The 5,690-nt window shown below is 68.7% G+C and carries 7 protein-coding genes; 4 read left to right on the top strand and 3 right to left on the bottom strand.

The annotated features are described in order from the left end of the window. The 4 genes from AC1DY5_RS39545 to AC1DY5_RS39530 all read left to right on the top strand — a co-directional run. On the top strand, window positions 1–209 hold a 209-nt coding region (locus AC1DY5_RS39545), incomplete at its 5' end, for a transposase (protein ID WP_478119912.1). Between the two features lie 195 nt (window positions 210–404). Further along, window positions 405–1,223: an META domain-containing protein gene (locus AC1DY5_RS39540; protein ID WP_478119911.1), complete on the top strand. Its 819-nt coding sequence runs from the start codon at window positions 405–407 to the stop codon at window positions 1,221–1,223. 96 nt (window positions 1,224–1,319) lie between these two features. Beyond that, window positions 1,320–1,541 carry a hypothetical protein gene (locus AC1DY5_RS39535; protein WP_478119910.1) on the top strand — a complete coding sequence of 74 codons (222 nt, stop codon included), beginning with the start codon at window positions 1,320–1,322 and terminating at the stop codon, window positions 1,539–1,541. After that, window positions 1,538–1,675, top strand: a complete 138-nt coding sequence (locus tag AC1DY5_RS39530; protein WP_478119909.1) for a hypothetical protein — start codon at window positions 1,538–1,540, stop codon at window positions 1,673–1,675. Before AC1DY5_RS39535 ends, AC1DY5_RS39530 begins: the two co-directional genes overlap by 4 nt. A 16-nt stretch (window positions 1,676–1,691) precedes the next feature. On the opposite strand, the gene AC1DY5_RS39525 is transcribed toward AC1DY5_RS39530, so the two are convergent. Genes AC1DY5_RS39525 through AC1DY5_RS39515 form a run of 3 tightly spaced genes read right to left on the bottom strand, consistent with a single transcriptional unit; the run spans window position 1,692 to window position 5,631 of the window. After that, complete coding sequence (locus tag AC1DY5_RS39525) at window positions 1,692–3,119, bottom strand: cytochrome P450 (RefSeq protein ID WP_478119908.1); 1,428 nt, start codon at window positions 3,117–3,119, stop codon at window positions 1,692–1,694. Further along, window positions 3,116–4,921 (bottom strand): FAD-binding oxidoreductase, encoded by a 1,806-nt coding sequence (locus tag AC1DY5_RS39520; RefSeq protein ID WP_478119907.1) that lies wholly within the window; start codon window positions 4,919–4,921, stop codon window positions 3,116–3,118. The genes AC1DY5_RS39525 and AC1DY5_RS39520 overlap by 4 nt, the downstream gene beginning before the upstream one ends. Before the next feature lie 56 nt (window positions 4,922–4,977). Further along, the gene (locus AC1DY5_RS39515; RefSeq protein ID WP_478119913.1) at window positions 4,978–5,631 is read right to left on the bottom strand and encodes an ATPase; all 654 of its coding nucleotides are present in this window, start codon (window positions 5,629–5,631) and stop codon (window positions 4,978–4,980) included. Window positions 5,632–5,690 lie beyond the last annotated feature (59 nt).

The raw sequence follows: 5,690 nt of genomic DNA, 5'->3' as shown, positions 1-5,690 counted from the left end.
GCCATATCCAGATCGCGTTCCTGCCGCCGTACGCGCCCGACCTCAATCCGGTGGAGTATCTGTGGGCCTGGCTCAAACGACATGCCCTGGCCAACTACTGCCCCAACGACCTCAGCGAGCTGCACACGACCGCGCGCAACAAGCTCAAGAGTGCCCAGAAGCGCTCCTCGATCATTGCCGCCTGCTGGATGCAGGCTACGCTCTGGTAATGTCATGGGTTACGTAAAGATCAATAATTGTCATTGCCTTCTCCATCTGAATGTCGATTGCATGCGGAATGCCGGTGGATATCGCGCTCGGCTTTCCGCAGATGTCAAACACATCGAACAAGGGCTCCTGACGGTCGCATGGCTGTCCACGTCGGTAGCTAAGATGAGGATTTCGAATCGAATGAGGAACGTGGAATGAAGGCAGCTCCGACATGGATCATGGTCGCAGTGGGCGCCGTCGCCGCGGCTGTCCTGGGCGCGGCGGCCGCCGCACAGCCRATGYCGGCGCCGCCCGCGTCCTCGCAGGCCGCACTCGCTGCCATCGAGGGTCCGACCTGGCGACTGACCGAATTGCGCGGCTTCGATGCCTCGGCGCTCCCCACCGGGCCGCAATCGGTCACGGCCCGCTTCAAGGCCGGCCGCATCGACGGCTTCTCGGGATGCAACCGGTATTTCGGCAGCTATGCATTGAAGCAGGGCCGGCTGATGATCAGTTCGCTGGCCGGTTCGATGATGGCCTGCGATCCCGCATCGATGGCGCTGGAGACCGCGGTGCAGCGGGCCCTGTCGGGTTCGTTCCGGCCGGTGCGCACCGGCGAGCGCCTGGGCCTGCTGTCGGAGGACGGGCAAGCCGTGCTCGTGTTCAAGGCCGAGCCCGCACCCGCGCTTGCCGGGCTGCGCTCGAACATCACCGGCTTCAACAATGGACGGCAGGCGGTCGTGAGCCCGCTGCTCGGTAGCACGCTCTCGCTGTCCTTTGGCGACGGGGTCGTGAAGGGCTTCGGCGGTTGCAATACCTTCCGCGCCACCTACACCACCAACGGCGACCAGGTCGCCATCGGACCCGTGGCCACCACGCGCAGAGCCTGCCCCGCAGAGGGCGTGATGCAGCAGGAACGGGAGTTCATCGCGGCATTGAAGTCGACCACGACCTGGGCCTTCAGCGGCGCCATGCTCGACATGCATCGGGCCGATGGGGAGCGCACCCTCACGGGCAGCCGCGAGAGCGAGTGAGGCTCGAAGGTGTGGACACGTATTGAAGGACGCGGCAGCATCTCGCCGCCCGCGCATCGCCAGGCGTTCATCAGTCTCACAAAGAAAAAGGTTTACATGGAAAAGTTCATTCCCTTGCTGTGCGCAGCGCTGGTTCAGACGTTGGCGGGCGCCGCGTTCGCGCAGGGCAGCGGCGAAGTCGATCCGTCGCAAGGCAAGGCGCCGCCGGTGGCGCGCACCACGCCCGCGGAGCGTTCCGAGGCTCGCACCGATGGCGCGCCACCGGCAGCAAGGCGGCCCGCGGACCGTAGATGGGAGAGGTCCAGGCCAACCCATTGACGGCACCCTCGGAGCCGCGCGCCGAGCGTCGCGCGGCGCCGTCCAAGCGCCGGGCCGCGAACACCGCGGCCAACAAGGAAGGCAATTTCTCGCGCGGCGGCAACACCGACGCGCCGGAGCGCCAGAAGCCCTGAAGCCAGGGCGTCCCGATCAGCCGCGCTCGCGCAGCCGCATGCGCAGGCCGATCGGCGTCATCGTGAACGAGAGATGCTCGCGCGCCGGCTGTCCGTCCGGCGTGTCGACGCTTTCGATGTCGAAGCAGTTCAACAACTGGGCCATCGCCATCTTCATTTCGAGCAGCGCGAGATAGCGGCCGGGGCACATCCGCGGGCCGGCGCCGAAGGGCATCGAGACGCGCTTCGCACTGCTGGCCGCGGCGCCGGCCCGGCCATCGGCCAGCCAGCGCCCTGGATCGAATTCCATTGCTTGCGCGAGATGGGTGTCGCTCACGCTGTCGACGCGCATCAGGTTGATGACCACTGTGCCGGCCGGCACCTCGACGTCGCCCAGCTGCGTGTCCTTTTCGGCCTGCAGCGCGAGGATCGGCGCCACCGGCTTGAGCCGCATCGTCTCGTGTGCGCAGGCCTCGACGAAATCGAGTTGCGTCAGTTGCTCGAAGCTCGGGCATCGCGCGTCGCCGAGGAGGCCGCGCACTTCGTTGCTGGCGCGCTGCAGGGCCGCCGGGTGACGCCACAGCAGGTCGATCATCCAGGCGATGGTGTTGGCGGTCGTGTCCTCGCCGGCCAGCAGCATGGTGAACACGTTGCCGGCCACCTGCACGTCGGTGATGCCGCTGCCCGGCTGGTCGGCCGCTGCGACCATCGCCTCGAGCAGGTTGCGGGGCTCCGTGCGCAGCGTCGGGTCGGCCTCCATCCGGCGGCGCGTCTCGGCGATAAAGCCGGCCACCGCCTCATTGACCGCCTGCACGCCGTGCTTCAGTTCGCGGTCGGCCCGGCTCGGCAGCAGGCGCCAGGTCGGCAGCGGCGCCAGCATYCGCTTGACCAGCGCCGGAAAGATCTTGTCGAGGTGCTGCTGGATCACGTCGCCGTCAGACTCCAGCGTGTTGACCTCGGCGCCGAATGCGAGCCCGGCGATCGTGTCGACGGTGTAGCGCATCAGGTCGGCCTGGAGGTCGATCGTTTCGCCGCGCCGCGTGGCCGCTCGCCATCGGCCGACCAGCCGTTCGGCGACCTTCTGCAGCGACGGGAAGTAGTGCCGCACGTGCGCCGGGTCGAAGCTGGCCATGACCATGCGTCGCTGCCGCCGCCAGTCCTCGCCGTTGGCACCGAAGAGGCCCGGCTTGAGGCCCATCTCGCTGGCCACGGCCTCGAAGCGGGCGGTGCGCTTGAAGCCCTCGGGCCGGTCGCGCAGCACCGTCGCCACGGCCTCGTGATCGCCGACGATCAGCAGTCTGCGCGGGCCCATTCGCAGCTTGAAGAAGGGACCGAACTCGCGGCACCACTGCTCCAACTGCTGGTGCATGCGCGGGGCATCGATCTGCAGCAGGTTGCCGATCAATGGGACGCCGCGCGGCCCCGGAAGGTCGTCGATGCGGCGCAAGGCAAGGGTTTCCATCATGCGATTCTTGTGAAGCCGTCGGCACTCCAGCGTTCGCTGCCGACGCCGTTGTGGACGAAGAAGAGACCGTCGGGATCGTAGCGCTCCTTGACTGCGAGCAGCCGCGGGTAGTTGCCGCCCCAGAAAGAGCGCTGCCAGTCGGGCTCGAAGTAGTTGCTCTCCGACAGGTAGGAGCCGGGTTGCGGCACCCGCTTGCGCAATTCGTCGACCGCACGGCCGATCGCGGCCGCCTGGCGCCGTGCGAGGGCGGCGTCGGGCTCGTGCCCCGGCACRCCGGGCAAGGCCGGCGGTCCATCGGCGCCGCAGATCACCAGCGCGAAGGCGTCCAGCACTGCCGGGTTCATCGCCGTGTCGCGGGCGGCGGCGATGACCTCGGGCGGCGCGCCGGCCAGCCCCTTGTTGACGTGCATCGATAGGCCCCAGTGCCGGCTGGCGTCGAACAGGGCATCGCACAGGACCTGTCGGCGCTCGGGATGCAGCAGCGCGGCCGGTAGCCAGGCGGATTGATAGCCGTGCAGCACCTGTCCCGCCTGGCCCTGGTCGCCGGGCCAGAAGACATTGCCCGGTGGCGCACCGGGCCGGTCGTCGGTGCTGATGAATCCGAGCACGCGCTTGAACAGCGTCGGCGCCCAGAAGTCGCGCGCCGAAGTCGAGACGATCTTGAGTGGGGAGAACTCGATCTTGAATGCCTCGGGCTCGGCCTCGACCGCCTCGAGGAAGGGCTGCCAGACCGCCTGCGCTTCGCTGCGGCGGAGGCCCTGGAACACCATCGCGAGGCGCAGCGTGTCGTCCGGCCGCAGGCGAATCTGTTCGCCCCAGTGCGGGTTGTGCAGGCGATCGGCGTAGCAGTCGACGATGAGGCCGATCAGGCGACGGAAGGCCGGTGCGGAGGAGGCCTTGATCGTCATGTTGACCGCGCCGAAGGATTCGGGGAGCGCATGCACCTTGAGGGTCAGGCGCGTGACCACGCCGAGGCTGCTGCCGCCGCCGCCCTTGAGGCCCCAGAACAGCTCGGGCTCGCTGCACGCGTTGGCGATCCGCACCTGGCCGTCGGCAGTCACCACCTCGGCCTCGAGCAGGCTGGCCGAGGCCAGGCCGTAGGCCTTCGAGAAGCTGCCGAAGCCGCCGCTCTGCACCAGTCCGGCGACCCCGACGGTCATGCATCCGCCGCCCTGCACGTAGCCGCCGCCGCGGGTGCTCACCGCCTCGTAGACATGGGCCCAGATCGCCCCGGCGCCGACCGAGACCGCGCGCGTGGGCGAGGCCTGCGCCTCGCAGCCCCTGGCGACGAAGGACTCGTGCAGCGTGACCTGGTTCATGCGGCGTGTCCAGACCAGAAGCGAATCGGCCGAATTGGAGGTTCCCTGGTAGCTGTGGCCGCCGCCCTTGACCACCAGGCGCAAGCGGTTGCTGCGCGCGAAGTCGACGGCGGCGACGACGTCGGCAGTGTTGCGCGCTGACACCGCCTGGACGCTTGGGCTCGAGGTCCAGGCGCCGACCCAGCCGAGCGTCTGCGTGAGGCCGATGTCGTCGCCAAGGAAGTACGGGTTCTTGACCGCCTTGAAGAACTGCGTGCAGGCGGGCCCGGCAGGCGCATCGAGGCAGGCCGCGAAGGGCGACTGCACCTTCACCAGTGCGTCGCCGCCCAGCTGTTCGCCGAACTGCTTCCATTGCGCGTCGGAAGGCCAGCCTGGATCGCCCGGACGCACGCGGGAGACGGTCGCCGCCGCGTGCGCCGGCGTCGCCCACGGCTGCGCGAACGGGATGGCGGCGGCGAGTTGGACCAGACTTCTTCTTTTCACGGGCTGCCTTTCATCGAGGACGGCGTTGGCGGGGCGGCTGAAGTATGCCGAACGGCTCAGCCCTGCTGCTCGATCGCGGCCTGCACGATCGGCCGGGCCCATTCGGGCGTGGCCTCCAGCGCCGAGGCATCGTCGGCTTCGGGAAATACGAGCCGGCCGCCGACCATCTCGAGCAGCAGGACCGGGTTGGGAATCTCCTCGCCCGCTGCCGCCTCTGCGCTGTTGTCGAACACCTGCAGGCGCGCCAGCAGCGGCATCAGGCGGATCAGGTTCATGCGCGAGCTGATCCAGCGTTCGCGGATCTTGGCGACCGGGATGTCGTGGCCTCCGCTGGCGACCCGGGCCTGGACGCGCCGCAGGTGCATCTCCGCCGAGGCGAGGCCGCAGAAGAGCATGACCACGTCGTGGCTGCGCGAGGCCTGGGCGAGCAGTTCGGGGATGGTGTTCGCGCCGAGCGTGGTCTCGAAGGCGTAGTTTCGGCCGCTGGTGATCGCGGCGGCGAGCTGGCTGCGGCCGTATTCCCAGGCCCGTGCGTTGGCGTCGACGGTCTCGAGGCCGAGTTGCGCGACCAGTTCGCGCGCATAGCTGTCGGGGTTGTACCAAGCCAGGCCGTGCTCGGCGAGCAGGGCGCCGCCGACCGAGCTCTTGCCGGCGCCATTGACGCCTGCCAGCACGAAGATGAAGGGCCGCGTCTTGCGGGCCGTGGCCATCAGAACGAGGCGCCGGCTTTCGGACGCCGCGCCAGCTTGCCGCGGGCCTCGAACAGGGC

The sequence above is a fragment of the Variovorax sp. P4_D9 genome, from assembly GCF_056401695.1.
The sequence above is the reverse complement of the archived record's forward strand: the minus strand, read 5'-3'. Positions and strand labels throughout refer to the sequence as shown.

What these genes read in the sequence shown, in the direction of transcription:
- AC1DY5_RS39535 (WP_478119910.1), top strand. Translation starts at nt 1,320, where the DNA reads ATGGAAAAGTTCATTCCCTTGCTGTGCGCAGCGCTGGTTCAGACGTTG.
- AC1DY5_RS39515 (WP_478119913.1), bottom strand. Translation starts at nt 5,631, where the DNA reads ATGGCCACGGCCCGCAAGACGCGGCCCTTCATCTTCGTGCTGGCAGGC.